Genomic DNA, 24,708 nt, shown 5'->3' on the forward strand with positions numbered 1-24,708 from the left:
CCATTGAAATCAGAGAGAACTGGTCAGCAGCACGGACTACTTCGTCTTCAGCATTATCGAAGAAGGAGCTTTTTCACCAAATAGCTTCGCCTCACGTTTTTTCTGAGCCTTTGCCACGCGAGTGCCAACCTCACGAACGATCGTCGGCATGAAAGCCTTGAACACTATCGAAGGTTCGCTCGACGTTTCAGACCAAAGGTCAAAGCGGCCATCGACGATCTTCATAAAAAGGACTGATGCTCTCCAGAAGTCCTTCGGTTGCTGAGCACTCAGCATTGCTCCATACCAGGTCTTCGCCCAAATATTTTTTGCATACCACTCTGACGCAGCTGCATGAGCAGAGCCCACAAAACCTTTGGCTCCGGCGAAGCGGGACAGCACCCCGTCAGCATGCACGCTCTCATCACAAAATCCCGCAATCATAAGCGCAAGCATAGTGTCGCAGGGGCGTTCTGAGGCAAGCAGTTCATCGATATACGTCTGCAGAATTAATACATTCCCTGATAAATGAGCAGCAATGACTTCTTGTGCGATCTCGCTATCGTTACGAGATGATTGAAGCCGCTTTATACATACATCCCGGATCTCAGGAGTTTCTGACCGGCGCCAGAGAGCAATCGCCTCCATTGGGATTTTTGCGATACCAGTGACACGACGTATAATTGGGACTAAAGCCAGGACACGTTCAAGGAGTCTCAGTGCTAACCTGTCACCGAACATAATCGCAACTTGAAGCGCGACATGATAAAGGTTGCGCAGTGCCCGATCTGAGGTAGCCAGAAAAATTTTTATCCAGCGCTGAGCACGATCCACATCCTGTCCGATGATGGCTTGGATACCTTCGAATGTTAGGTCAGATAGTATTAAATCTGCATCTGCGGCCGTGAGTTCTGAAGCAAAGCGCGCATAGCTATCTCCCATACGACGGCGGCGTTCGTTAAACTGCTCATCCGATTCCGCAAGCCGACTCATCTTGGAGGCGAAATCGCTCTCAGTTGTAACCCGCTCCGTTAGCGAGATGAGTGGTGGTGTCGAGTTGGATGAATTTGGCACCTCAGTCTCAATATCGGGCAACTCCACATCGCTTCCATACTCTAAGGCTTTGGCAATTGCGATCTCGACACGGTCAGCAATGTTTCTGACGCTCTCGACAGGCAGCGTTTCTGCGGCAAAACCGTAATGGGAAAGGCTCATGCGATCTAGCGCAGGGCCCACCTCAATCAGCCCGGCACGTAACGCTTTCACCAACACCATAGATCCGTGCCAGTCCTCGAAGCTGCTATCACGGCCACGAGGCTTCGCAGCGCACCAGCCGCTATCGATCACTTCCTGCCATAGAGAGTCGTTATCGCTAGATGCCGCGACGGCGAGCGCTTCGTGGCGAAGTCCCTTAAGTGGTGTCCGGATAAACCCTTTGACAATCATGACCGCCCGCGGAGTCAAGGGCGACTGTGAGTAATGTATTGCGGCAAGAACCGCCGTCTGGGAATGTGTGTTGCCGTCGTTAAGCACGCGCTCCAAGACATGTTCCACTTTTTCTTCGGTGGCCCGATGAACACAGTCCAACAATTCCAGCAGTATCGTATCACCCTGCATATTAGCGATTGCATCTAGCTGCTCGTTCGCGCTGAGATGAGGTAAGGCGATAAGCGTAGAAAACTGAGCGGTTAGGAATTCATCCTTACCGTCATCAGTATCTTTATGAGACGCTGGGCAAGATACTCCGGCGGCCAGGAACCTTGAGGCTTGCTGTTTGGTAAGCCCGGCGCTGTGTCGCATGAGCTCCAAAACACCTTGGCGACGCTCAAATCCTGTACGGTCCAAGACGTCATTCGCGAGCGCGCGGAGTGAGTAAATCGCGTCATCCGATAGGAAACGCGCGATTCCAGAGCGAGCGCTACGGAAAAAGTGACCCTGCTCAGATAGTGCACGGCCGGTTGCGACCTTACCGACATCAAGCTCACGGTACCGTTTGGCAGTCGTCGTAACGTTGTCGGGCATGGTGGAATTTGGATTGCATGGGTCTACTGCGCAATGGTCCTCAATCAGAGACCAACCTTCATGGAGCTTCTGGCCGGGCTTAATCTCATCGAAAATTCTTTCACTTTCGATAGCATCACCGATGTCTCCGGTGCCGTGCAGAATGCCTACACGAGTCCATCTACCCACATCCGAACAGCCCTGCTCCGGTAGTGATTCCAGTTCCTGTAGAAGAGCAGCCCTGGTTTCATGCCAATCTACACGATTGAAGCGCAGCACATGCTCGAATTCTTCGTAGGGTGCTGATAGTGAGTAATGGAGCGCGTAAGAAAATCGCCAACGTAGAAAATAGGGGGCAATTTCGACCAGAGGCATACCAGACAGAAGATACAAAGCAAAATGGCTTAGACTATCAAAGTTGGGATGAGGAGCGATAATGAGGTTTGCCATCATGAACGATCGCTCGGCTTCTGTGATAGCAGCCAGTCGCGCCTGAATTTCAGTTTCAATTTGAGAGCGCTCTTCATCAACCCGCGTGGCGTTGTCCGAACGGATTGACATCCGCATCCGACGAGTGGGTTCGAGCGAATAGTAGGAAAGCCATCGCTTCGTCGATGTCAAGATCTCTTGCCAAACAGTCGGCTGCTCGCGCCGACTCAACAGTGCATGAAGGAGCCAGTCGTTGACACCATTATGCTCATGCGATAAATGCAGGTTTTCAGCAGCTTTCATGAAAGCGACCGGAGCCGATTTGGCAAGTACCGCGAATGCTTCAACTTGGCTGTTAGGTAGATTCTGTAATGTGACTAAATTCTCGATAAGCGCCGGCGGTATCTGAATGCTCGTCTCCTCATCTAAGCAAGCAATTTGCGTGGCGAGCAAAACCACCCTACCCGTCTCATCAAGCGCGCTTATCGGTTCCAAAATTGTGGCTAGTTTGTCCCGCGGGTCACGCCCATTACGCACCTCGCGCTCAAGTTGACCGACCAGGTGAAGCGCGAGCGCGAGATTCAGGCCATTTGGCTTGATCTCGTAGCGAGAACTGGTTCCCTTGACTGAGGAGAAGAACTGACACGACGCCACCGCCTGTAGTTGAGGCTCTTGGACGGCATTGAACAACCGAAGGTCGTCAGTCTCAAAGGCTTTTGCTCGGCTCAATATTGTCGCAGCAAGATCTTTTAGAAGATCGGCAAATTCCTGGGCAGGAAGCGGTGCTGCACCGAGTTGCTGCATCCTGCGCATATGTTCGAACAGGAGCCGCCCGACACTAAGTTCATCCAACAGCTCAATCGCTTTCGCCTGAATTAACTCGATTGCGATTCCTAGCAGCCGCGGATTTCGCACAGATTCGAGCACTTCCGGCCTGACGTTAGCAAAATCAATATCACGGCTTAGCAGTATCTCTTTAACATCCTGGATGGACCACTCAGCCAGCGAGACTGTCTTTGTGTCGCATGGCAACGTGTTTTTGAGATGTGCCCAGTGCTGAGTGCGGGTAGTTAGCACAAGACAACCACCCAAGTCATGGAGATGCAGCGCAGCTCGACCGATCCATCGCCCCCAGTTTGATTTTAAGGTTTGATTGAGGCCATCGACAACCAACGTCAAACGGACAGATCTCGCTGGCAGGTTTGCGCGCCATCCATGAAAGCGTCGCCTCCATCGCTTTATTGCCTGCGGTGTGTCACTGCCGCTTGTCTGGCGGATCAATCTACGGATTAGGAAGCTGTCGAAGTCATCGGATTCATCATCCGTCAAATCCTCTGCGGGACATAGGACAAAAAGCGATTTCGTGAGGGATCGACTCCACCCTTGGATTGCGAGCCAGCTTTTTCCAACACCCTCTTCACCTACAATTGCGTAAATTCGGTTTTGAGGTGCACCTGAGAATGCTTCTGTTAGAACTGCACGCTCCGGCCGGTCAAGCACCCTAAACCCAGTAGGATCAAGCGGGCAAAGTGGTTGACCAAACTCTGCACGCGCTCGGGCCTTGCTTGAGAAGATGCGATTAAGCCACGCTTCGCTCAGAGTCTTGGCATGTCCCAGCCCGACATCATCGGCGAGCGCTTTTCTCAGCACACCCAATCTGCTAGCAAAATCCACATGACGTCCGAAGTAGTCGATCGCATCCACAGCGGGTACAACAAGCACTGCTTCAGGCTTGCCCTTCAGGGCTTGGGCAATCAACTCTTTGGACTTGGAGGCAGCCGCTACTACTGCGATAAGCAGAGATCCCAGATCGTTATTCAACCAGTCCAATACCGCAATTCCGAAACCGTAATTGGCTGCGAATGTGCGAGCATCCTCCACTGTTTGCGAAGCGACCTCGCAAGTAGCGCCTAGAATCCAGAGATCCACCTGGCCGGTATCATCGTTGGCAACGTCAAAAAGCTTTGCCGAGACATCGTTCTTCTGAAGGCCTTCCTTATAACGTTTACCTTCAAAATAAGTGGCACCTCCGTCAAACGCGGAATCACCATCTCGGCCTCGTTGCGTACCTGATTTCGCAAGGCGGAACGATTGCCCTGTAAGCTCCCCCAGAACGATACCCAAAAGCCCCTCGAAGCCCTGTGGCCCGGAAGGGTCAAGTGCAAGTAAAGCGGTCTTAAGAGCTTTCGCGTGTGTCTGATCTGCTGACATATCAACCCCGTGTACCGCACGCTTATGCGCTCAATAGCCAAACCACCACGTTCTGACGTCGAAAAGCCCCTCCTAGGAGGGGCTTGATTTTTCACCGAGTGAAATTCTTCTTAACTACCTTTGAGCCGGCTCGATCCTTACGCAGCATGACCTTTATGCACATGAGGTATTTGGGGTCTCGGATGGTGTACGAGCCCGAACGGTCATTCCTCGACAGCAGTGGCGTACTGCCCGATGCTAGATCGGCAAGGATATTGCCTATACCCATATTTTTTACGGCAGTTTTCGGAAACTCACTTCGTATGACTTTGTCAACGTCGTTCGCATCAAATTGATGCCCGCTGAGTTGAGCGATGCAGTAAATTGCCTGGTTTCTTCGGGCTACGGTGGTATCGCGACTGTTTAGGTGCCCTTCGATTACGGTATAGCACTGCCGCAGACCGCTTAACATCCAAGCTTCATCTGCGAGATCAAGTAGGTCCGAATCGTAGATCCAGTCGTTTTCCTCAATCTCCTCGGCTAACGCTTCGCAGTATTCATGTACGCGTTGTGCTATGCCTAAGGTGATCGACCAGATATGATCGGAAACCTCTATGTACTCGACAGCTTCCATCTTGATCTCAAGCTGTTCGAAGCCTTTTCGAACGATTTCCTGAACCTGTCCAGAATCCAGGCTTCCTACTTTTCGTATCTCTGTTATTCGATTGGAAACAGATTCAGAGTTCTTAGTTTCACGAAAATATTGGAGGACACCGTTCGGAACGCCAACGATCAGGAAGTTTATGTTGCAGTCGGCGTATCGAGTATCATCCAAAAGAATTACTAAGTCTGCAAGCTCTGACATCAACGCCGGCGTGTCAAAAATAGATTCAAGGTTATCTAGGACAATAATCTTTTTTTGATCGACCCCGCCCGGACCGCTGCTTGCTAAGAGCTTGAACGCTCTCAGCAATGGTTCCTCTTGGGCGATGTTGTACATGCCTGTATGCTTCAATCCACCCTTTGCGAAGTATGCGCTTACCTCAGCGGCCTTTTCTTCGTTGTAACCCATCTTGACAGCAGTGCCGGGCTCGATGATGCAGCGGCAAATTTCCTGCGTAAGGGAGTTTGCTCGCGATGCGTTGGCGCAGTTAACGGCGATGTACGGCAGTTTATTCGCAGCTAGCGATTTCTTGAAAAGCCAAGTCTTTCCATTCCCACTTTCTCCGAACAGGAGAGTGTGACTGTGCCGGGCGAACGCTCTGGCGAGGTCTTTCTCCAGTCGCGGGCGGTGCACGTACATGGCTGGATTCAGTTCCCTGCTGCGAGGGGTGAACACCTCGCTTATCGCTTTCCTGCTCATGCTACTCCTGCGCTGTGGTGTGATGGCACCGCAATGCTACTCGTTTTTTGTAGTTCGTGACCATAGGGAAGCAACTGCAGAAGATGGATAGCCAAACTTGGTAGCCACAAGCCGGCGTCACACTTTGATGAGCACCATCGAGTATCGAAGTCTCGACATCCCTGCTCCAAGTGCCAATTAACGTTCTCGATGGTCACCGCTAATGCAGGAGCTCATGCTGCCACGGACAATGATAGATAGGCTCTAATAACTGTGCCTCGCTCGTGCCGACCTAGCTAAGCATTGGCCTCAGGGCGTATAGTTCGTGAGTAACGTCGTCGAGGAAGCTGCCGTGAAACGCACCCTGATTGGGATGGCAGAGGCTGGAGAGCCGCTGTTGCGACAAGCACTTGAGGCACTGCGCCAGTTGCATGAAGCCGAGGATGCGGGTGTTTCCGAGCCTGAAGTGGCGCGTCTTCGGCTACTGGCTGACTCACTCTACCAAGCGGTCATTGATTTTCAGCTGGTTAACGCCGGGCATTCCCCATCGACCATCCATTGAGGCGCAGGCGAATGACGCACAAACCATCGGTAGTTTACCCTGACCATCGAATGTATACAGACGCCGTGGACGCGATGAGGCGATACCACGAAGCCCAAGCCTCCGGCAGTCCTGCCGAGCAAGTCGAGCGGTTGCGAAAAATCGCCGAAGCGCAGTTTCAGGCAGTAAACGACTACCAACTTAAAGCCCTACGATGCGGCGCTCGACAGCCTCATTGATGATGACATCTGGCTGTAGGCCCTATTGACCCATATGCCTGAGCATGAGGTATCCGCAGGACCCTTATGCAGAAGACAACCCACGATCAAGTTCCTGAAAGAAATTCAACGCGCCCACTCGCCGAACGGTGCGTAGGACTCGATGTAGCGGGCGGCAGATTGCACATCACGCCAACCGACATAGGCCATCAATGCCTCGGTGCTCCACTGATTGCGGCTGGCCCAGGTAGCGAAGCCACGACGTAGCGAATGCGCCGAATAGCCCTCGGCCTCGATCCCGCTACGCAATAGAGCCCGGCGCAACAGACGCGACACACTGTTGGCATTAAGTGGCTGCTTGCTGAGATGCCCCCAGCGATCAATGCCACGAAACAGTGGGCCTTTCTCAATACCGCTGAGCGTTAGCCACTGTTCGACGGCTTGTACCGGGCATAGGCGTTTCAGCGCCGGCATGGTCAGATTGCGCCCGCGGTTGTCCCGGTCGGTCTTGCTGCTTGCCAGGAACACGTGCATGCCTACTTCCGTCTCGATCCGCACGTGCTCGGCCTGCAGTCGGCACAGCTCGTCGCCACGAAAGGCGCGCCAGAAACCGAGCAGGATCAGCGCCTGGTCGCGGGCGGCACGCAGTCGAAGTGCGGGTAGTGCACTGTGCATGTCGGCGCTCAAGCCCTCAATGCTGGCTTCCAGCACCTTGAGCTGCAACGCCGGCGCCTGTTTCACCGGCTGCGGGTGCAGCGCCTGGATGCCGCGCAAGGTGTCGCGCACTTGGGCCGCCTTGGTCGGGTCGACAAAACCGCGCTGCTGGTGCCACTGGGCGAGTGCCGCCAGGTGCGTGCGCAACGTACTGGCGGACAGCCGTGCCCCGAAGGCCGCCAGGTAGCGCACCACGCTGACGCTCGACGCCGGCAGCAGCCCGCCCCACTCCCCTTCGAAGTGCTCGATGGCCTGAGCGTAGCGGCGCGCGGTGCTGGCCCGGCGTGCCGCCTGCTGATACCGCTCCGCGTCGCTCACCTGACCTCCCGTGTACCGCGCTTACGCGCCGAATCCCGCTAAAACGCCTGTCAGGTTCAAGAAATCTGCATTCTCGAACGTCAGCTCGTCGGTCCGAAACTCCCAGTCCATATGCCAATCGTACCTGTACGCGCATACTGCTTGTACGGTACGAAATTGTCGGACTCTGCTCATGGCACGCGCAGGCATTAACAAGGCTCTGGTGCAACGGGCACGCGATACCTTACTCGCCCGTGGCGAACACCCAAGCATTGAGGCGGTGCGGGTAGAACTCGGCAATACGGGATCTAAAAGCACCATCCTGCGCTACCTGCAGGAGCTGCAGGCATCCGAACCGCACCCACCGAGCATTCGCCTTGATGACGAGCTGCAGACCTTTATCGGCAGTCTAGCCCAGCGCCTCGCTGCCGATGCCCAGGCGGCCGTCGCCGAGGACCGTGCTCGGCTACAGCGACAGCAAGCGGCCTACGAGCAACAACGCGCGATTGATCAAGCCCGGATGGAACAATTGCAGACAGTCCATCAGGAGTTGGGAGTCGAACGTCAGGCCGCTCAGCGACGTGAGCAGGAACTCAACGAACGCTTGCAAACCGTCGACGGTGAATGTGCGCGCTTAAAGGCGGGCGCACAGCATGCCCAGCAACTCTTGGAAGAACGCACTCAGCAGATCCGTTCCTTAGAAGAAAAGCATAAGCAAGCGCACGAAGCGCTGAGCCACTATCGACAGCAACACCTCCTACAACGTGAACAGGAGCTGCAGCGCCATGAGCGGCAGACCCAGCTCTTGCACCAGGAGGCACGCCACTCCCGCGAACTTCTCATGCGCAAGCAGGAAGAAGTGGCTCAGATCTACCTTGAACTTGAGCGCATCAACGCCGAGCAACAGATGCGCGTGCAGGACTTGCGCCGCCAGGAGCACGAATTGCAGCAGGCACTCATAGACAATGCACGCTTGATGAACGCACTACAAACCGCTGAAGCAGGGCGACAGATTCTGCAGGATGAGATCCAGGCTTTGCGCGCGCGAGCGCACCGCACACTGCTTGAACGACGTGGAGACAAGCAGGCACTGCGGCGAATGACGCTGCAACTCGCGCAACTACATGAGCTCCTCGCCCGGCTGACGACAGTTTGATTGGCTATACGGGTGTCGTGGTGAATCGCAATACCCACTGCCCCGTGCCAACAGCCCGCACCGCCACGTCTACCGGAAACGGCTATCGATTTGCTGGTGTTGCCGCACTTAACTCACAAGAGCAGCCTGTTCCACACCCGTTGTTCAGGTGGTGCTAATACTCTGGTCTCACACTCAGCAGTTAGCAGCTGCGTTGAAGGGCAAGCAAAGCGCTGGCACTGTCGAGCCCACTTTCGACGAAAGGAATCTGGAATTGAGGCCGCGCCCTGTCGCTCACGAAATTGTGAGAGCAACTGCCAGTCATCCGTTACTAGCCACAGCAGCAGCAGTAAGTCTGACTGTGGTCTTTCTATGCCAATAATGGCGCTGAGCCGTCGACCCAGTTGGGCGTAACGCTCGACTAGCTGGTTAAATGCATCTGCATTTTCAGGCCAGCATTGAAGAGCGATGTCGCCAAATTGGCCTGTTCTGATCAACATATCAGTCAACTGATAGATATCGCGGGCAATATTTTTTAAAACAGAATCCACGAGCGCTATGCACAGGTAACGCGTGAAAAATTTAGCAATCCCCAATCGATGATAACGATACTGAGGAGCGTCCCCTCTCAACAACAACACGAAAACACCCAAGCTATCCAAGTTGGGATATGCACGCACCTCACGCATATGGCGTTGCGAATAATACCCAATCGGCGCGTTCTGGATCCTCACCGCGTTGGCGCAGGAGTTCCAAAAAGCTTTGCTTTGGTTCGTCTGGATATCGGACAAGGCGTACCAAATCGGACTGGTGAGACCGTTCAACATTTCTGGCAGCTCGTTCAACAACAGCTTCAACAAATCGGAGCTAGGCAAAGCGCCCTGAAAATAGGCATCCCATTTTCGATTGAGCTGCGTGTCTTCCGTTGGTCCGTGGGTTGCTTCCCACCAACGTGCTAACGCTGGCCCGTTTGGCGCAACGTGGATTTTTGCCGCCAGTGTAAAAATGAAATGCTTGGCCCGGCAGTGCCGTACCAGCCTGTTGTACCCACAGATATCAGTCATCAATCACCAACCTAATTTGCTGGCAGACGTTCCCAGTGAAAACCGGGGTGGAACTTTCTGTACCTGCTGAGACCCTTGTGTTAGAGCCTTAATCCAAAAAATCGATGTATTGTTTTACGGGTTTGGAAAACAGTGAGAATACGCGCAATCTGTTAACACCGAAACAACGCCAGCCATAACGGCGGGCTGGCGTCGAAGGGCCCATCAGGAAAGGATGACATTAAACTGTCAGGCTTCATAATTGCAGATGATTCTAATTGTTATTTGGATCTATATCGTCGGATCTCACATATTCCTGAACTATGGAGGCAGCCATGATCGTTATTCCTGAAGCGTTGATGAAAGAATTTACGCTATCGACGGTGAAGCGAATCGCTCATGGACGCCATGGCCGACGCGTATCATGCTTTCCCTCCCGTAAAAACCACATGGGTGTCATGTGTGACTCCTTGCTTGAAAGCGATTTCTGCCTTGAGTTAGAGCGGCGAAAAGCAGTAAAACAGTACATCTCACAGCCTTTCAAACTTACAGAAAATAAGAGTCGTGCCAGTTATACACCGGACTTTGAAGTATTACTTCATAACAACCAAACTATATTATACGAAGTCAAGAGCGAAAACCGCTTCAAATATGGCCGAAGCGTTGAAAAGCTTGAATTATTCTCTTCCATTTTAAGAGAGTGCGGCTACTCTTTAGAGTTCGCGCTCGACTCAGACATCCGACATATACACAGAACAAGAAACCTTAGGATGCTCTATCATCACTCCTTTACCGTGACCGATAGTGAAGTAGAGAGCTTCAAGCTCAATTTAAAAAAGTGTAGACAGCAGGTCGCTTCCATTACCTCACTTTTATCCAGCGGCTTCGAGCCAAGACTTATTGCTTATGGTTTGTTCTATCAAGTCTTGCATGCGGACCTCAATCATCCATTGACCATCAACTCAGTCGTTAAAGTGGAGACTACTGATGATCACCTTGACTAGTGACCACGATGAGTTTTCTCCAATTATTGGCGAGCACTACAACTATTACGGGCATGCTTTTGAGGTGATGGAAATAGTGGCCGACCGCTACCAGTTGAGAAGCTTAGAGCGTAGCGGGACCATCACTTATCACCGCTACCATCGGCTACAAAAAGCCTGGCAAAAAGGACGTTTTATACGAACACAAGTAGCCCCCCTCAATGGCGAACCCAACAAGATCCTAGCAGGCCTGACCCAGGTTGAACTCAATGCATTTTCGCGACGCAAAAGTTATGTAGACCAAGTATTGGCGCAATTAAATGGCCCGCTCCCTATACGCGAGGTAAAAACCATCATTGCGAGTACCGCCAGCACAATCAATGATCCGACTCCCCCCTGCTACAATACCGTACACAACTGGATCAAGGCATACTTTCGCTCAAACCAAAATCCCATCTCACTGGTTACCCGCTCCATCAGGCGTAAGACACCGCGGTTATTGCGCCAACCTTTTGCTATTCAAGAGATTATTCAACATCACATCAATGAATATTATTTAATTAAAACCCCATTTTCTGGGACAGATATAATTGAGCAGATCCAGGCAGCTGTCGCAGAGACCAATTCTAGACGCCCTGTCAATGATTTATTACTAACTCCCTCGGCAAGCACGCTCCGAAGAATCCTAAATGAATATGACAATTATGAGCTAACCCAGAAGCAACGCGGCAGCAAAGAGGCAAGGAAGCGACATTATTGGGGGATAAAAAATCAACCCCATGTAGAAATGTTAGACTGCGCAGAATGCGACTCGCATCAATTAGATATCCAATTAATAGATGTAAATGGGGGCAGGTGTGGCAGGCCATGGCTTACCTGCCTGATGAATGTTGCCTCGCGACGAGTGCTAGGGTGGAAAATTTCCACGAACAATCCGACCCTTGATTCAACACTTAGCGCACTGAGAAATTCCTTATCTTCTAACAGTTCACGCACTGGCCTGTGTAGAACTTATGTAATTGATAACGGTGCTGAGTTCGTCAAGGAAATGCTCAAAATTATACTTGCCAGCATGGGCAGCACACCCATTTTTTGTGAACCTGAAGAGCCAAATCAAAAGCCGCATATTGAGCGTTTTTTTAGAACGCTTGAAGTTCAACTCATTCACTACATGAGAGGCACGACGTTTTCCAATCCAAAAGAAAAGGGCGACTACAACTCAGAAGCAGAAGCTTGTTACACACTGGATCAACTCGAACACGCGTTTCAGGATTGGCTCGAAAATGTATACCACCAATGCTACCATCGTGAAATTGGAACTTCGCCCGATCTCTATTGGGACAACCATATAAACAACCTATTTCCTCCTCGCCAATTTTCTGACTTAACTCTTAAGCAGATGTTCCTATGTAAAGAAAGTGCATTTGCGGTTAACGGTCGTGTCGGATTCAAAAAGCTACAATGGACCTGCCCCAGCGTTCCTTTTCTCAACCTGTGGAGAGGTCAACGCAAAAAATTAACGATTTATTATGACGTAAGTGACCTCGGGAAAGCATTCGTCTGCCATCCAGACAATCCTGACGAGTTACACACCGTGCACGCTGTAAATCCAGAATACCAAGAAGGGTTATTGTTCAGCACGCACCTTCAGATTCTTGAAAAAATAAAAGAGGAGAAACGTACATTCAATCACTCTATTGCATTGAAGCATCGAGTACGAATTAATCAAAGCATTGTCAAGAAAAACAAGAACAAGGCACGAACTGGCAAGCCCCCTTCATGTCAAAGGTTACCGCCAAAAAACAACGATGTAAACTCCAAACAAGACGGGCTTTTTGAGCCGACCCATTGGGTACGTGCTGAAGATCTCCCTGATGTAATAGCAGCGTGCCCAGCCCCCACTAAATTCAATCCTGAAGAGCAATAACAATGGATGCCGAAATTAAAGATCGACTAGAACGATATAGCCAACAAGTGGTTTTTTTCAAGAACTATCGGAGCAGCTATGCGCTGATTTTGAAAGCTATTGAAACCACTCAACTGCGCGGATCTCCTAATTGCGCTCTAATTACTGGACCTTCAGGCACCGGTAAATCCACCCTACTTAGCTTCACTCAAGCAGCCTACCCCTCAAAACACTACGTTCACCTTAAGCATGATAAGCAATTAATCATCCCAGTAGTCAAATGCACTCTCCCACCTGCTACCACGCCCAAATCTTTAGTGAAAACAATTTTGATAAGCCTGGACTGCGACGAACTTCAGGGCGACACGGTCGACTTGACCCATAGACTTAAAACACTGCTTCGCACCTGCCAAGTCCAGGCAGTACTGATTGATGAATTTCAATTTCTTATTAAGAAAGACGCCTTTAAAACGCAAGAAACGGTGATTAGCTGGCTCGTAAGGCTGCTTGACGAGACAGCGACCCCCTTCATTCTTGTTGGGCGTGACGAAGAGGACACCGAATCTTTATATTACCGCAGTTGTGAAAACCTGATTTACAGACGCGCGGACTTAGCCCGCAGATTTCCTTTTCACGCAAAACTTGATCTGCTTGCTTACAGTGATTTGCAGAATAGCGAATACCAGACTGTACTCACAGAACTGGATGCACAGATGTACGCTATAGGCGAACTTGGGCCTGGCACGCACCTCACGGATCCGGGGATAAGGGAGCGTATCTACCTCGCTTCGTTGGGAAACCTTGAAATTATTAAACTTCTCACTTTCAACGCCCTACAGCTATGCCTCAGCCAAAACCCTAAGGTCCTTTCAGTAGACTTACTAGCAAGATCTTATGCACTGGTTAAGCTTATAAACAATCTTCCCGATCGGCAAAATCCCTTCAGCATGTCCCAATCCGAGTGTTCCAGGCAGGTGAACTAATCATGAAAATATTTCATTACATTCCCGCGCCATACACTGAAGAAAGCCCTTCAAGCCTCTTGCGACGGGTGGCGCTAAACAATGGATTCAGTAGCGTGAACCGTTTTTGCAAAAGAACCAATTTAACAATAGGCGTAGAACTCCTATTGCAGCAAGGTGATTTCCACTCACTTCTTCAGAGAGAATATCCGGAAATTGAGTACCTACCTGCTTTTTACAAAAAGCTACCATTCAAGCCTGGTCACCCGATAGATATAGGTGGATGCGAAGTTCCCGCCGTACAATTGAACTGCCTTGCATCAGGCATTTGCACCGAATGCCTAAAAGTGGGATGGGAACCTAAGGTTAAAGATCTAAGATGCGTAGAATACTGCCCAATCCATATGCGTCGATATCTGTTTTCCTGCCCACACTGTCATATTAAATTCACACCGTTTACCCAGTTGAGCGAATCCTGCGCTTGCGGAGCAAGCCTCGTATGTGAATCGGTCACAGCTGACACAGCTAAACTTGAATTGACTTTAATGTCAATATTAAAAAACAAAGACCAATTAGTTTTGGACAATTTTTTTTTGCGCTTACAAAATTAAAGTACCGCAGCAAAACTTATACGAGTCAAACTAGTCGCATTTTGGCATTGTGCGCGATGGACATAGCTTTCGGCCACATTACTAATGCGTACAACAGACTCAATACAAACTTTCACTACCCAAACCCACTGAACCACAGAGCTATCATAGCCCAACTAACGTACGCATCATACAAGTCTATTCCCTCCACTACCCTTGCCAGCTTAGATTTTGTGAGCCAGGTCAACCATGGACAAATACTCGGCATCAGTTTCGCCAAAGTGGAGCTTCTCACGATGCTAGATATTCCATACTTCCATTGGCGTACAAAGGCTTTTGAGCTATTCAGGAAATCCACTCAGGGCCGGTATAGTACAGATGAAATCATTAAAATCCACAAGCTATATCAGACCTTCATCCATGATTATATGGAAGAATTGGCTGCTTCGGTGAGCGTTATACAAGCCAAACAAACGCTAGACATTCCGAAAAACCTAGTCATCAAACTCTACCGACTTGGCCACCTAAGAAAACTACAAAGCCAGTCACTTATACCAACCAGAATTTCACAAGACTCTCTTAAAATCATCCATGACAAATACATTTCCATTTGGGCAATTAGCAAATTACTACAACTCAGAATCGCGTCAATCCAAAAGGCAGTCATTGAAAGTGGGGCGTCATATCTCGCTCACCCTGGGGAACACACACCGTACCTCATCGAGAGAAACTCGCTTCCTATATTGCGAGAACACTTAACTCAAGTAAAACTCCACCCTGAACCAAGCAGCTTGAGACTTGATGATAACTTAAGAATCTCAACCATAGATACAAATCAGAAGACACAACTCATCACATTCAAGCAAGCTTGCAAGCGCCTAGGCTGCCGAAAAGTAGACATGCACCTACTTGCCAATAGCGGGGTTTTCACAACATACGGGCGCAGAAATTTACGCTTGCTGAAATCAGCAGATATATCTTCATTCAAACGAAAATTCATAACACTAAGCAGTTTAAAAAAAGCCACCGGAATTCATGGCAATCAAATTATAGAAGTACTCAGTGAAATGGGCATCCTTTCAGCCACTTTCAGAGCCGGGGATTTTTCGACCACTATCGTCAAAAAGAGTGATATCAAGAAAACCAACTTTCAAATTTCATACGAATATGCATCCACGCTTACAACCTACAGAAAAAACGGCAAATCCATCACATTTAATAAAGCCCAAAAAGAGCTAGGCATAGGGAGACATGAGTTTTCTAAGCTCGCAAGAGACATTATTTACAGACGCCCTATCGTCTACCAAAGCACTTACTACAGAAGAGGTTTTTCTTTCGGAGAATTTGAAGAAATAAAAAAAACATTTTTGGAATCAGTCCCACTTGACGCAATAATCAAAGAATGCGGAATACCAAAATCTCAAATACTTTCACAATTCAAAATCATTCGAAACAAAGAGATACTCCACCTAAATAAAATTGCCAACTTAAGAAAAAGCTTCGCAGCGGACATATTTTTTTATTATACTAACTACATATCTATAAACGCAGCCGCGAGCAGTATTAATATTTCGCCACCGTACCTTTTAAAAATATTGTCCCAACACCCTGACCCTAACCCGTATCTAAAGAGTACGCCATCATTTAAGTGCCTGAGTGCTGGACACTTTGATTTTGCATTTAAACTTGCTCGCAATCTTCCCGAAAACTTCTCGGGCCCAGTTAAGCCGACTTAAGACAAACCTACCCCTCCATTCAGTGTCTTTTCCCTCCGATAAACAAAACCAAACTCACCTGGCAAAAAACCTTATTATTTCAAAAAACTTGAAAAAAAATTAACCTAGCACTGATCCAACGCTTCTGGCAATGCCCTACCAGAAGAGGCCGTTTTCAATGACGTTTGAAGATCAACGCCAGGAGCATTGCGCGCGCTGAAGCCCAGGCATCGTGACCACGATTGATAGCCACGTTTTTAACCCAACCAGAAGAGAACCCAGCAATGTCGATAGATAACAGCCTCATCGGTTCCGTAATCAATGCCTTGCCGATGGACCGCATGATCGCAGGCCCCCTGCAGGCCATGGTCCAGGCCCAGGTCACCGCCAGCAAATCCTACGCCGACTTCCTGATGCAGGTGTGCGTCCAGGACGGCAAGGCCGTGGCCATCCAGTTCGACTACGACGAAACCATCGTCGACGAACAAGGCGAGTACAAGGGCGTGGTCAGCAAGACCATGAAAGTGCCGCTGGTGGCAGCCATCACCCACCCGAACATTTCCATCGAAGAAGGTAATGTCGAGTTCGAGCTGGTCATCAACCAGATGTCGGAAGACGTTTCCAGCAAGGACATGAATGCCGAGGCAAGCGGTTCGCTGGGCTGGGGGCCGTTCAGGCTCAACGTGAAAGGCAGCGTCAGCCACAAGTCCACGCAAACCCGCAAGACTGACACCCGCGCCCGCTACGCCTTCAACACGACCTTGAAACGCCAGGACCCGCCTGAAGCGATGATGCGGGTGATCGACTTCCTGACCGACGCCGCGACAAAGCCGACCGTGGTCCAAACCGCCACACTGGACAGCCAAGACGCAATTTCCCAGGCCGATACCTTGAAGAACCCTGCGGCCGACGGCGCTCCGGCCCTCGGCGCCGCCACCTCTTGAGGCGCACCTCCCCGCCCCGAACAGCCCCCCCTGACCAGCAACAGGGGGGCACCACCTGGCCTGAGGAGTCGAAGCATTGGATAAATCCCCCGCCCCCATGACTTCCATCGACCTGCGCGAAATCACCCGTGGCCTGCAGGAAGCCGCCAGTGCTACCAACAGCCTGATCGCGCAGCAGTACATCAACCTGTTCGACCAGTTCTTCGAATGCGACACCGAAGCGTTGGGCGCGCCCATGAAAGCCAAGATGGTCGAAGTGGCCATGGACGGCCAGCACATCATGCGCGTACCGCTGTTCGCGCTGGTGTCGCCCAAGGGCCTGGCCCTCGAGCGCATGCAGGTCGACCTTTCGGTACGGGTCAAAGGCACCGAAGCACAGCAGGCACTGTTGACCGCAGGCGAAAACAAGGCGGCCAGCTTCAAGGTCACCATCGGTGGCCAAAGCCGTCAGGGCGACAACCGTGACCCCGATGAAGTGCAGATCCGCATGCAGTTCCAGGCCAGCGAACCACCAGAAGCCCTCAACCGGCTGATCGAGGAGTACACCAGCCTGATCATCCCGGTACGCGCCCCCAGCCCGCCGCCCTCGCCCGACACCAATGAGTTCATCGAGGCGGCCATCGTCCGTTGACGGCCGCCCCCGCGACGGCTCAGAAGTCGCGCTTGTAGAAGATGTCCAGTGAGCTGGCCAGCCCGCTGGCAGCCTCGAGGTACACCTTCTTGCTCAGCTTGTAGCGCAATGCAATGGTGTTCGCAGGCTCGAACACCCCCACCCCATAGCGCAGGCTCAGTTTCTCGGTGAGGTTGCCGCTGGCGACCACGCTGGTGGTATTGCCCGAACCTTCGGTGTCCAGCTGGAAGTCGTCGATACCCAGGCTCGAGGCCAGGCTGCCGGTGATCCCGGCGCTACCCGCCAGGCCCAGGCCCAAGGCCGCTTCGGCAAGCATGTTGTTGTCTTCGCCGGACGCGCCCAGAGGCCGCCCCAGTACCAGGTACGACAGCGCCTGCTCCTGGCTCATGGCCGGCTCCGAGAACACTTTGCTGGTGGGCTGCTCGGCACTGCCGCTCAGGCGGATACCGGCAATCACGTCGTCGACCTTGCGGATCGCTTCAATGTCCAGGTACGGCTGGTCGATCGGGCCTGCGAACAGCAGCCGCGCACGGCGAATGGTCAGGCGCTGGCCGTAGGCACGGTAGCGGCCGTCGGCCAGGCTCAGCTCGCCACGGGTGTCGAGGTTGTCGCCGATGTGCACATGGCCGAGCAGGTTGGCCTTGAGGCCAAAGCCACTGAACGAAAGCTTGTCGCGGCCCACTTCGACATCGATGTCCATGGCCATCGCCATGGGTGGCTTGCCCTCTTCGGTCTGGTGGCCAACGATCACCGTGTCATCCGAAACCTTGACGGTGGACGGTGGCAGCTCGCGTACAGTGATCGTGCCCTTGGGCACCTGTACCTTGCCGGTCACCGCCAGCTTGTCGTCGATCAGGCGCAAGGTCAGGTCCGGGGCAACCTCCAGCGTCGCATAGGGCTCGACCGTGACGGGCAGTTGCTGGCCCTGCAGACGCAGGTCCATGCCCAGGGCCTGGCCCCAGGTGAGGTTGCCATTCAACTGGCCACGCCCCACCTCGCCACTGCGCCAGCCGCCATTGAGCTGTACCTGCTCGCCGGCAATCAATGCCTGCAATGACAGGTCCTCGAGGCTGACCGGCAGCTCGGCGCCGCTGACTTCGCCACCGCTGAGCATCAGGTTGCCGTTGACCTGCGGCGCCAGCAAGGTGCCCGACAGCCGGCCACTGCCATTGAGCTGCCCGGCCAGGCGCTCGACCATAGGCACGAACGGGCGCGCCACCGACAGGTCGAGGCCGGCCAGGCGAAAATCGCCCGACAGCGGTTTGTTCTTGCCCAGTGGATCGAGGCGGGTGTTGACGTTCAGCTCGCCCAGGCGCTCGCCGCGGAACGCCAAGCGGGTATCGATGCGCCTTGGCGCCAGCGTGCTGTCCAGGCGCAGGGCCTGGTACGGGAAGTCGACCCAGCGGTCCTTGTCGCGCACGCGCAGGGTACCGCCACTGGCGTCGACGACGATGTTGCCCTTGGGGCCAGTGGCCGGGATATCCAGATTGATGTCGGCATTGAGCAGGCCCTGCCAGGCGAAGTCCTTCGGCAGCCACTGGGCCAGGCTGTCCAGCGGGAACTGCTTGAGGTGGTAGCGCAAGCGTGGCTCGGGGGCCAGGCGCTGGTCGTCACCACACAAGCTGGCCTGGCCGGAGCGCCAGCAGTGCGCAGCAAAGTCCAGCTGGCCGCTGGCCAGCCGCTGCAGGCGCGCCGGTGCCTGCAACTGCCAGTCCTGGCCGCCGGCCTGGATCCGCCCACTGGCCAGGCGCCCACGCCAGTCACCCTTGTTCAACTGGCCATCCAGGCCGAGGTCGAGCTTGAGCTGCGGGCCGTCCAGCGCCAGGGTCAACGCTTGCTGGCGAATGTCGCCTTTGCCGTTGGCCTGCAAGGTACCCAATGCCGTGTCACCCAGGTGAATGCCGCTGGCCTTGAGTTCGATCACGCCGCGCTGGGCGTTGTCCAGGCGGGCATCCAGGTCCAGCTGCTGCAAGCGGTTTTCCGCCTGGGCCAGCCGCTGGCCCTGCAGGGTCAGCGTACCTTGCGGGGCCTGCAAGATGCCAGCGACGTCCAGCCGACCCTTGACCTGGCCCTGCAACCTTGGCCACAACTGGCCCAGGCGCGGCAGGTCGAGGTCGACCCGCCCGGCCAGGCGCTGCTGCAGGCTGCCACTGCCATTGATGCGGTTGTCCCCCAGCTGGATTGCCAGGGCGCCCAAGGTCCAGCTCTGCCCTGCCCCCTGGGCCTCGACCTTGAGCATTGCCGGCTGGCCGCGCAGGCGGCCTTTCAGGTCAAGCTGGGCATCGAGGCTCAGGGCGTCGCCTTTCATCTCGCCCTTGCTGCGCAGCGGCCCCGCCAGGGTACCCGGCAGCTCGGCCAGCCAATAGGCTGGGTCGAGCGCCGACAACTGCAGGTCGACATCCCATGCCAGGGTGTCGGCAAAGCGCACGGCGACACTGCCGACAGCCTTGCCTTGCCCGGCGCTCAGCGTCAACTGCGGCAGCTTCACCTGGCTCAGGTCACCTTCGAACGGGCTGGCCAGGCTGAACGCGCCGGCCGGGCCATCCAGGTCGCCATTGAAGGTGCCCTGGTAATTGCCATCGCGATAATGCACCTGGGCCATGAACCGCTTGAGGGTGACCTCGGGCGGCGTCTCCAGTGGATACAGGCGCAGCCACGGGAAGTCCTGCCAGTCCAGTCGGGCGTCGGCGACCAGGCCTTGCTTCCAGTCAGCCGTGGCTTGCAACTTGACCCGCTGGGTATCGCTGGCGTTCAGGTCCAGGGCATCGAGCCGGGCGCCTTTGCTGTCGACCAGCCCGGACAACAGCAAGGCGATCGGCGACTGCTCGGCCGGCAGGCTGGCCGACCCCGACAGTTGATAGCCCTTGAGCAGGTCGCCCCGGGCGTCGAGCTTGAGCTGGTTGAACTGCACGGTGTCGGGCAACGAGGCGGCCGGCTTGAATGCCTCGGAGCGGATCTGCAAGGTCGCCGGCAGGTGCTCGGCCAACGCCTGCAATTGCCCGTTCAGCGTGGCGTCAAGGTAACCACTGCTGGTGCCTGTGAGTTTCAGGGTTTTCTGCAGCTCGCCGGTGGCGGTCAGCGCCAGCTGCCAAGGTTTGCCGTCCACCGCTGGCAATTGCAGCTGCGCCTGGAGTTGCACCGGCCAGTCAGCTTCGGGCTGCAGGTCGCCCTGCAGGTTCAATTGCAGGTCATCGCGCTGCAGGTGCAGGCTGTCGATGCGCAGCCCGGTATTGGTCCAGTGCGCCGCCAGTTGCAAGTCGCCAAGCAGGTCGCTGCCATCCAGGCGCAACTGGCCAACCTTGACCTCACCCAGTTCGATGGCCAGCGGCAAGCGCAGGGCTGGCAACTGCAGCGGGCCGCTGTCGGCCGATTCGGCGCTGGGCGCAAAGGCCATGTCGATGCGCTGCGCCTGCAACTGGTCAATGCGCAAGGTAGAGCGCAGCAGGCATGCCGGCGACCAAGCCAGCAGCGGTGCCTGCACCTCTACCGTGCTGCCGGCATCGGCCCAGCTCAGCCGGCTGGCTTGCCAGCTACCGGCCAGGCGGCCCTGGAAGTCAGCCACCTCAAGCCCGGGCACCTTGCCCAGCACCCAGCGGCTGCCGGCCTCGGTCCCCAGCAGCAGGCCGAGTACCAGGCCCAGGCTTGCGGCGACCCCGAGCAGGCCCGCCAGAATGTACTTGATCACGCGTTTCACAGCTCAGGCCCCATGGAAAAGTGCAGGCGAATTCCCCCTTCATCATCCAGCGCCTTGGCCAGGTCCAGGCGCAGCGGCCCGACCGGCGACACCCAGCGCACGCCAAAACCGACACCGGTCTTGAGGCTTGGCAGCTCCAGGTCGTTGAACGAGTTGCCCTGGTCGACGAAGGTTGCCAGCCGCCACTTTTCGGTCAGCGAATATTGGTACTCGACACTGCCCGCGACCAGGTAGCGCCCGCCAATGCGGTCGCCGTCGCTGTTCTTCGGTGACAGGGTCTGGTAGTCATAGCCACGCACGCTCTGGTCGCCACCGGCGAAGAAGCGCAGCGACGGCGGAATGTTGTTCTTGAAGCCATTGGTCGCGCTGCCACCGAACTGAACCCGGCCGAGCAAGCGGTGATCACGGCCAAGCGTGGTCAGGCCCTTGAGCAGCACGTTGCCATGCAGCAGGTTGGTGTCCGAGACCAGCCCTTCCTTGGCCACCTGTACATCGAACTGCAGGCGGTAGCCGTTATGCGGGTCGATGCGGTTGTCACTGCGCAGGAAGGAGTAGCTCACCCCCGGCATCAGCAGGTTGCTCAGCCCGGAGTCATCACCCAGGCGGTACTCCTCGCGCTGGTACTTGAGGGAAATCACCCGCTGCCAGCCGCTTGGCAGCTTGCTGTGCCACTCGGGGCCCACCGTCAGCAGTTTGCTGAGGGTGTCGGTGCCGGCAATTTCTTCGTTCTGGTAGCCGCCGGCAAAGCGCAACTTGTCGGTCAGCGGCGGGTCGAGCGGGATGTCGTACCAAAGGCCGACGTTCTGCCGGGGCGCCGACAGTTCGGTTTCCCAACCGTAGCTATGGCCCTGCGGGTTGACCCAGTGGCGGGTCCAGTTGGCCTTGCCGCGAGGCCCGACGTCGGTCGAGAAGCCCAGGCCCAGGCCCATGGTGCGGGGCTTGCGGGTTTCCAGGCGGACATCCACGGGGATTTCTTCGCCCACGGCGGCGGTGGGCGCCGCATCCACGCGCACGCCTTCGAAGTAGCCGCTCGATTGCAGGTCATTGTTCAGCTCGGCGATCAGTTCCGAGTCGTAAGGTGTACCCGGCTTGAACGAGACCATGCGCTGCAGCAGGTCGTCGTCCAGCGGTGTGTCGCCACCGAAGGTGACGGCGCCCAGGTGATAGCGTGGGCCGCTCTGGTAGACCAGTTCGATATCGGCCACACCCGCCTGGGGGTCGACCGCCAGGCGCTGGCGGCTGAAGCGCCCACTGAAGAAGCCATAGCGCGACGCCTGGTTCTGGATCAGCCGCTTGGCATCCTCGTAATGGCCGTGGTTGAGTTGTTCGCCAGCGCGCAGGGCCTTGCTGTCGGGCACGCGAAAGGCCTTCATCTCGCTGGCGGGGCCTTCGATGCGTACGGTCACGTTGCGCAGGCGAATCGGCTCGCCGGGGTCGATGGTGATGATCAGTTGCGGGGAACGGTCAGCCTCGCTGGCGGGCTTGACCTCTGTGTCGATCTGCGCCTGGTAGTAGCCAAGTGCCTGCGCGGCTTTGCGCGCCTGCTCCTGGGCGCCGCGACTGAAGCGCAGCAGCGCTTCTTCATCGCGGTCGCCAAGGGTACCGATATAGCCTTCGACATTGGCCTTGAGCGCCTTGTTGGCCGGTTTTACCTTCACCAGCAACTCGCTCTGGCCCCATGCTGCGAAACTGGCGACCCAGATAACCAGGCCCCAGGTCAATCTTCCTGAATACGTCATGCGGCGCATGCTACCAGAGCCGGGCGCTCAAGGGAGCCGCCGTGCCGTCTGCTCAGGCAAAAGCAGAATTGGAAGAGACCGGATTGGGATGGAAGAACACCCTCTCACGGATTGGTCCTACAGCCACCTCGCCAATTTCCTCATAACCCTGGCGCTGGTAAAAGGCCAGGTAGTGCTCGTTGCCGGTGTCCAGCACCACACCCTGGGTACCAGGGTCGTCTGCGCACCAGTCATGCACAGCTTGTAACAATTGCTCGCCGTAGTGCTTGCCCTGAAATTGCGGGTGCACGCCCAACAGCGGCAGCACATGCACCTCGTCGGTGGGCAGGCAGGTGGCCAGGGCGGCCTGGTAGTCCATGTAACGGCGCGTACAGCGCAGGCCGGTGCCCATCATCATGCGCAGGCGCCAGGCCCAGCTGTCGGCCACGCCCAGCCGGCGCAGCGGCGGCACGATCAGGGCCAGTGCGATCAGGCGGTCCTCCACCAGCAGGCCGATGGCGGGCAGTTGCAGGTAGAAGTGCTGGCGTACCCACTCGCGCACCATCACCCGCAGGCGCCGCTCATAGCCTGGGCGCTGGGCCTCGAAGATATAGGCGAAGGTAGGTTCGTGACGGTAGGCGTTGTACAGCAACGAACGCGCCTCGCGGCTGTAACCGTCATCGAGCAGGCAGACACGGGCCGGAGCGGCAGTGGTTTCGGGCATTGCGGGCAGTCCTCCTGGAATGGGCTTACAGTGCCCTGGGAAGGACGTTAGCAGCAGGCTCCCGAAGCCGCCATGCTGGTGATGGGAGGCGATGTCGGCTAGCATCGCGCCTTTTACCGGGATTATCTTTCCATGAAGATCGTCTGTTTCAACATCAACGGCCTGCGGGCCCGCCCGCACCAGCTGGCGGCGCTGATCGAAAAGCACCAGCCGGACGTGATCGGCCTGCAGGAAACCAAGGTCAGCGACGATCAGTTCCCGCTGGCCGACGTGCAGGCGCTGGGCTACCACGTGCATTACCACGGCCAGAAAGGCCACTATGGCGTGGCCCTGCTGTCGCGTCAGGCACCGCTGAGCCTGCACAAAGGCTTTGCCAGCGATGAAGAAGACGCCCAGCGCCGCTTCATCTGGGGCACCTTCGCCGATGCCGATGGCAACCCGATCACCATCATGAACGGCTACTTCCCCCAGGGTGAAAGCCGCGACCACCCCACCAAGTTCCCGGCCAAGCAGCGCTTCTACAGCGACCTGCAGGCGCTGCTGGAAGGCCAGTTCCGCAACGACCAGCCACTGCTGGTGATGGGCGACATGAATATCTCGCCGCAGGACTGCGACATCGGCATCGGCCCGGACAACGCCAAGCGCTGGCTCAAGACCGGCAAGTGCAGCTTCCTGCCGGAAGAGCGCGAGTGGATGGAACGTTTGAAAGGCTGGGGCCTGGTGGACAGTTTCCGCCACCTGTACCCGGAAGTTTCCGACCGCTTCAGCTGGTTCGACTACCGCAGCCGCGGCTTCGAGGACGAACCCAAGCGCGGCCTGCGCATCGACCTGATCATGGCCTCGCAGCACCTGGTGCCGCGGATCAAGGCGGCGGGTGTGGACTATGAACTGCGCGGGATGGAAAAGCCGTCGGACCATGCGCCGATCTGGCTGGAATTGAGCTGATCGCCGG

Annotated in this window: 17 protein-coding genes; 10 read left to right on the forward strand and 7 right to left on the reverse strand. The window is 55.1% G+C overall.

Translation table 11 applies throughout. From position 1 onward, the window contains the following. Positions 1–36: 36 nt before the first annotated feature. Positions 37–4,620 (reverse strand): hypothetical protein, encoded by a 4,584-nt coding sequence (locus CAG46_RS17395; RefSeq protein WP_143493458.1) that lies wholly within the window; start codon positions 4,618–4,620, stop codon positions 37–39. A gap of 91 nt (positions 4,621–4,711) precedes the next feature. Then, complete coding sequence (locus CAG46_RS17405; protein ID WP_085616630.1) at positions 4,712–5,962, reverse strand: AAA family ATPase; 1,251 nt, start codon at positions 5,960–5,962, stop codon at positions 4,712–4,714. Between the two features lie 331 nt (positions 5,963–6,293). On the opposite strand from CAG46_RS17405, the gene CAG46_RS17410 reads away from it, so the two are divergent. After that, complete coding sequence (locus CAG46_RS17410; RefSeq protein WP_085616632.1) at positions 6,294–6,503, forward strand: hypothetical protein; 210 nt, start codon at positions 6,294–6,296, stop codon at positions 6,501–6,503. Positions 6,504–6,514: 11 nt separating this feature from the next. Beyond that, positions 6,515–6,721 (forward strand): hypothetical protein, encoded by a 207-nt coding sequence (locus tag CAG46_RS29125; protein WP_085616634.1) that lies wholly within the window; start codon positions 6,515–6,517, stop codon positions 6,719–6,721. 105 nt (positions 6,722–6,826) lie between these two features. Here the strand turns inward: CAG46_RS29125 and CAG46_RS17420 are convergent, their stop codons facing one another. Beyond that, on the reverse strand, positions 6,827–7,732 hold the full coding sequence (locus CAG46_RS17420; protein WP_085616636.1) for a site-specific integrase: 906 nt from the start codon (positions 7,730–7,732) through the stop codon (positions 6,827–6,829). Positions 7,733–7,904: 172 nt separating this feature from the next. On the opposite strand from CAG46_RS17420, the gene CAG46_RS17425 reads away from it, so the two are divergent. Continuing rightward, positions 7,905–8,867, forward strand: a complete 963-nt coding sequence (locus CAG46_RS17425) for a DNA-binding protein (protein WP_085616638.1) — start codon at positions 7,905–7,907, stop codon at positions 8,865–8,867. 113 nt (positions 8,868–8,980) lie between these two features. On the opposite strand, the gene CAG46_RS17430 is transcribed toward CAG46_RS17425, so the two are convergent. Further along, positions 8,981–9,910, reverse strand: a complete 930-nt coding sequence (locus CAG46_RS17430) for a hypothetical protein (protein WP_143492637.1) — start codon at positions 9,908–9,910, stop codon at positions 8,981–8,983. A 314-nt stretch (positions 9,911–10,224) separates the two neighbouring features. Here CAG46_RS17430 and CAG46_RS28280 point away from each other — a divergent pair, with 314 nt between their 5' ends. From CAG46_RS28280 to CAG46_RS17450, 6 genes are all read left to right on the forward strand, one after another. Then, a complete protein-coding gene (locus CAG46_RS28280) occupies positions 10,225–10,893 on the forward strand; it encodes a hypothetical protein (RefSeq protein WP_143492636.1) in 669 nt (222 codons plus the stop codon). Then, entirely contained in the window at positions 10,877–12,799 is a 1,923-nt protein-coding gene (locus CAG46_RS17435) for a DDE-type integrase/transposase/recombinase (RefSeq protein WP_085616642.1), read from the forward strand. The genes CAG46_RS28280 and CAG46_RS17435 overlap by 17 nt, the downstream gene beginning before the upstream one ends. A gap of 2 nt (positions 12,800–12,801) precedes the next feature. Next, positions 12,802–13,761, forward strand: a complete 960-nt coding sequence (locus CAG46_RS17440; protein ID WP_085616644.1) for an ATP-binding protein — start codon at positions 12,802–12,804, stop codon at positions 13,759–13,761. An 802-nt stretch (positions 13,762–14,563) separates the two neighbouring features. Then, on the forward strand, positions 14,564–16,066 hold the full coding sequence (locus CAG46_RS28285; RefSeq protein WP_143493460.1) for a hypothetical protein: 1,503 nt from the start codon (positions 14,564–14,566) through the stop codon (positions 16,064–16,066). Between the two features lie 263 nt (positions 16,067–16,329). Then, entirely contained in the window at positions 16,330–16,989 is a 660-nt protein-coding gene (locus CAG46_RS17445) for a DUF2589 domain-containing protein (protein WP_085616646.1), read from the forward strand. 76 nt (positions 16,990–17,065) lie between these two features. Continuing rightward, positions 17,066–17,620 (forward strand): DUF2589 domain-containing protein, encoded by a 555-nt coding sequence (locus tag CAG46_RS17450; RefSeq protein WP_025338935.1) that lies wholly within the window; start codon positions 17,066–17,068, stop codon positions 17,618–17,620. Between the two features lie 19 nt (positions 17,621–17,639). Here the strand turns inward: CAG46_RS17450 and CAG46_RS17455 are convergent, their stop codons facing one another. From CAG46_RS17455 to CAG46_RS17465, 3 genes are read right to left on the reverse strand one after another with little or no spacing between them, the layout of a single operon-like run. Next, on the reverse strand, positions 17,640–21,314 hold the full coding sequence (locus CAG46_RS17455; protein WP_085616648.1) for a translocation/assembly module TamB domain-containing protein: 3,675 nt from the start codon (positions 21,312–21,314) through the stop codon (positions 17,640–17,642). Beyond that, positions 21,311–23,053, reverse strand: a complete 1,743-nt coding sequence (locus tag CAG46_RS17460) for an autotransporter assembly complex family protein (RefSeq protein ID WP_085616691.1) — start codon at positions 23,051–23,053, stop codon at positions 21,311–21,313. Before CAG46_RS17460 ends, CAG46_RS17455 begins: the two co-directional genes overlap by 4 nt. A 52-nt stretch (positions 23,054–23,105) precedes the next feature. Then, the gene (locus tag CAG46_RS17465; protein ID WP_025338932.1) at positions 23,106–23,756 is read right to left on the reverse strand and encodes an N-acetyltransferase; all 651 of its coding nucleotides are present in this window, start codon (positions 23,754–23,756) and stop codon (positions 23,106–23,108) included. 132 nt (positions 23,757–23,888) lie between these two features. On the opposite strand from CAG46_RS17465, the gene xthA reads away from it, so the two are divergent. Further along, a complete protein-coding gene (gene xthA, locus CAG46_RS17470) occupies positions 23,889–24,701 on the forward strand; it encodes an exodeoxyribonuclease III (protein WP_025338931.1) in 813 nt (270 codons plus the stop codon). Positions 24,702–24,708 lie beyond the last annotated feature (7 nt).

This window comes from Pseudomonas sp. B23(2017) (assembly GCF_002113725.1).
Classification (GTDB): Bacteria; Pseudomonadota; Gammaproteobacteria; order Pseudomonadales; family Pseudomonadaceae; genus Aquipseudomonas; species Aquipseudomonas putida_Z.

Excerpts from the sequence above, each read along its gene's own strand:
- CAG46_RS17395 (WP_143493458.1), bottom strand. The coding sequence starts at position 4,620 with ATGTCAGCAGATCAGACACACGCGAAAGCTCTTAAGACCGCTTTACTT.
- CAG46_RS17465 (WP_025338932.1), bottom strand. The coding sequence starts at position 23,756 with ATGCCCGAAACCACTGCCGCTCCGGCCCGTGTCTGCCTGCTCGATGAC.
- CAG46_RS17445 (WP_085616646.1), top strand. The coding sequence starts at position 16,330 with ATGTCGATAGATAACAGCCTCATCGGTTCCGTAATCAATGCCTTGCCG.
- CAG46_RS28280 (WP_143492636.1), top strand. The coding sequence starts at position 10,225 with ATGATCGTTATTCCTGAAGCGTTGATGAAAGAATTTACGCTATCGACG.
- CAG46_RS17435 (WP_085616642.1), top strand. The coding sequence starts at position 10,877 with ATGATCACCTTGACTAGTGACCACGATGAGTTTTCTCCAATTATTGGC.
- CAG46_RS17405 (WP_085616630.1), bottom strand. The coding sequence starts at position 5,962 with ATGAGCAGGAAAGCGATAAGCGAGGTGTTCACCCCTCGCAGCAGGGAA.
- CAG46_RS17460 (WP_085616691.1), bottom strand. The coding sequence starts at position 23,053 with ATGACGTATTCAGGAAGATTGACCTGGGGCCTGGTTATCTGGGTCGCC.
- CAG46_RS17440 (WP_085616644.1), top strand. The coding sequence starts at position 12,802 with ATGGATGCCGAAATTAAAGATCGACTAGAACGATATAGCCAACAAGTG.
- CAG46_RS17430 (WP_143492637.1), bottom strand. The coding sequence starts at position 9,910 with ATGACTGATATCTGTGGGTACAACAGGCTGGTACGGCACTGCCGGGCC.
- CAG46_RS29125 (WP_085616634.1), top strand. The coding sequence starts at position 6,515 with ATGACGCACAAACCATCGGTAGTTTACCCTGACCATCGAATGTATACA.
- xthA (WP_025338931.1), top strand. The coding sequence starts at position 23,889 with ATGAAGATCGTCTGTTTCAACATCAACGGCCTGCGGGCCCGCCCGCAC.
- CAG46_RS17425 (WP_085616638.1), top strand. The coding sequence starts at position 7,905 with ATGGCACGCGCAGGCATTAACAAGGCTCTGGTGCAACGGGCACGCGAT.